This window comes from Arsenophonus endosymbiont of Bemisia tabaci Q2 (assembly GCF_902713415.1).
Taxonomy (GTDB): domain Bacteria; phylum Pseudomonadota; class Gammaproteobacteria; order Enterobacterales; family Enterobacteriaceae; genus Arsenophonus.
The window spans coordinates 1-3,012 of record NZ_CACTIE010000072.1 but is presented as its reverse complement, the minus strand read 5'-3'; the positions used below and the strand labels follow the sequence as shown (position 1 = coordinate 3,012).

The 3,012-nt window shown below is 34.4% G+C and carries 2 protein-coding genes and 1 pseudogene; all 3 read left to right on the top strand.

The window, feature by feature from the left end:
• Window positions 1-432 precede the first annotated feature (432 nt).
• The 3 genes and pseudogenes from ARSQ2_RS04115 (at window position 433) to ARSQ2_RS04105 (ending at window position 2,984) form a co-directional block, all read left to right on the top strand.
• Entirely contained in the window at window positions 433-1,569 is a 1,137-nt protein-coding gene (locus ARSQ2_RS04115; protein WP_181994453.1) for a glycosyltransferase family 4 protein, read from the top strand.
• A gap of 594 nt (window positions 1,570-2,163) precedes the next feature.
• Window positions 2,164-2,475 (top strand): annotated as a pseudogene (locus tag ARSQ2_RS12500) (IS630 transposase-related protein); the annotation flags it as partial.
• 68 nt (window positions 2,476-2,543) lie between these two features.
• Window positions 2,544-2,984, top strand: a complete 441-nt coding sequence (locus ARSQ2_RS04105) for an IS630 family transposase (RefSeq protein WP_238334289.1) — start codon at window positions 2,544-2,546, stop codon at window positions 2,982-2,984.
• The last annotated feature ends 28 nt before the right edge of the window (window positions 2,985-3,012 follow it).

The following is a 3,012-nucleotide window of genomic DNA, read 5'->3' as shown; positions in this document are numbered from 1 at the left end:
ATTTATTATCAATGAATTGCATGATGGCTATCATACTTGTCTAAATTTAGCAAAATGAGCATTAATTATGTAAAATAGTGTTAACATCATCTCATTACAATCTTTATCTCTATTATTTTTATAATCATAAACAAATAATCACAAAATGTAGAAAATGATCCTATAAAATCTATATTACAAAAAATAAGAGGGAAAATTACTATAAAAACAGTACAATTAGTTAAACTAAGCATAGTTAACAGATTATGCTTTAGCGCCTTAATTTAATAAAGTAATAATATTATGTGCAGAACTGTTTTATTACAGATGACTAATTGCTAACGCTAAATTTTTTGGCAAAATAACATAAAAATTAGAATATTACGTTATTTATTTATTTTGTTAATTGAATAGCAAGTCAATTTACAAACGGGCTAATTATCAGGGTATATCATGAATACATCCATTATCTATACCGAATCTTCGATGAACTTTGGTGGCCAAGAAGCTCAAAGTTTACTACAAATGAAAGGCCTAATACATCGAGGCTTTAACGTAACTTTAGCTTGCCATATTGACAGCCAAATTGCACATGAAGCAAAAAAAAACAACATTCCTATCTATCATGTTTCATTTACTAATAGTGCTCATCCTACGTCAATCATACGTCTACGGAGACTACTACGCCAGCAGCAAACAATTTTAGTTGTTTGTCACAGTGGCCATGATGCGAATAACCTTGCCATCGCAGTAAAAACATTAGCTAAGAAACAACGACCATATGTACTGCGACAAAAAACCTATCTGTCGGCTAAAATAAAAGCCTTCAGTATGAATCACTTATTCGATTACGTCATTGTACCCAGCGAACCAATGCGAAAAACATTATTGCAATCTGGTTGTATGCCACAAAAGGTGAAGGTTGTTCATCCTGGATTTAATTTTTCTAAAATGGTTGCCGAAAATGATACACCTGTCGCTGATAGTCTTTTAACTTGGATAAAAGATGGAACAGCGCGAATAATAATTCAAGTCGGTATGCTAAGAGAAGAAAAAGGACATGATATTATTTTAGCAGCACTCGCCCAATTAAAGCGTCAAGGCCGTTCATTTCGTTATTTAATTATTGGTGATGGCGCTTGTAAGGCTAAATTACAGAAAAAAATTATCGACTATGATTTAGAGCCTGAAACACTGCTAGCCGGTATTGTTTTTCCTTCTTCTTCCATATATTCATATGCATCTTTAACGGTAATTCCTTCTACTAAGGAAGCGTTTGGTATGGTAGCGGTTGAATCACTTTTCTTTGCTGTGCCCGTCTTTGCTAGTAATGTGGGTGGGCTACCTGATATTATCCAGCATAAAAGCAATGGACTATTACTACCATCATCTGATATCAACAATTGGGTAGCAGCTATTGATGATTTTCTACAACAACCTAAAAAATATCAAGAAATGGCACAACGAGGACAACTTCAGGTAACCCAAAAATTTTCAATCGAGTCATGCTTATTCCGTCTGTTACAAATTGGCAAAGTATCTGATACTAATTCTCATAATAAAGCTTCTCAGGAGCGAACAAATAATTAAAGTCATCCAAATTAAATAAAAACTCTGTAGTGATAGCTGATTTATCAACTAATGCTGACAGCTAACTCTATTTGTCTTATAACTACAAAAATTACTAATATTCTCTTTTTTTTATAATTATTTGATCGATTAATGATATAACATTAACATTTATGTAATATTTAAATACTTGCCATTATGCTAACAATTGAGTCAAAATACTTAACTACGTATTAATCAATGATTTTATTAATATAATGAATGCAACAACTATTCCTATTCTTATGTATAGCTGCGCGACTTTAAAATGATTACAAGTAATTACTCTATATCATTAGATTTATATTGGAGAAAAACATATATTTTGTAATCAAAATTAAGACGCTTAGCTATATCATCATGTTAGCCCGTCTCCCGCATTAGTTACTTTATCACCAAAAACTTTCACACAACAGATGACATGGCTCGCTAATAGCGGCTGGAAAACCTTTTCCCCGAAAGAGTGTCATGATCACGTCATGATGATAGTTATTTAGACAATTGGGTTTACGCTTTTCCTGTATTGGAAAGATTGCAGCTATAGTTAAGCAACTTAATTTTGATGACATTATTTATATGAGCTATTCAATTGATTTTAGAAGTAAAGTGATATTTACGATGGAAGAAGAAGGGTTGAGTATCCGAGAAACAGCGAAGCAATTTCGGATTGGCTCTGCATCTGTATCGCGTTGGATTAATCAAATAGAGCCAAAAGCATCGACTACGCGTCAGCGAAAAATCGATAAATCCGAGTTGATAAAAGATGTTGAACAATATCCAGATGCTTACCAAAAAGAGCGTGCAGAGCGTTTTGGCGTTTGTCAGAAGGCCATTTGGCAAGCTCTTAAAAAAATGGGATTGACCTATAAAAAAACTCTACGTCATCCGAAAGCCGACGAAAACACTCGACAAACGTTTCAACAAAAAAACAACAGTATGAAAAAGAAGGCAAGCATATTGTTTTTATTGATGAAAGTGGTTTTTCACACGATACCCCGCGGACTCACGGCTATTCCCCGAAAGGTCAACGGTGTGTTGGTCTCAAGAACTGGGGAGCTAAAGGAAGAACAAATGTTATCGGCGCTTTATTGGGCACAACGCTGTTTGCTATCGGATTATTTGATATCAATATTAACAGCGATGTTTTCTATGCATGGGTCACCCAAGTCCTTATCCCAGTACTTCCTAAAAACAGTGTAATCATGATGGATAATGCAACTTTTCACAAGAAACAGAGTATTCAACAAGTCATCATCGATGCGGGGCATATGGTGGAATATTTGCCTACCTATTCGCCAGATCTTAATCCAATTGAACATAAATGGGCACAAGCTAAATGCAAAAAAAGAGCGCTCGGATGCGACACAGATATTTTGTTCGCACTCAATATGGTGTAATCAAAATTAAGTCGCTTAGCTATATTTG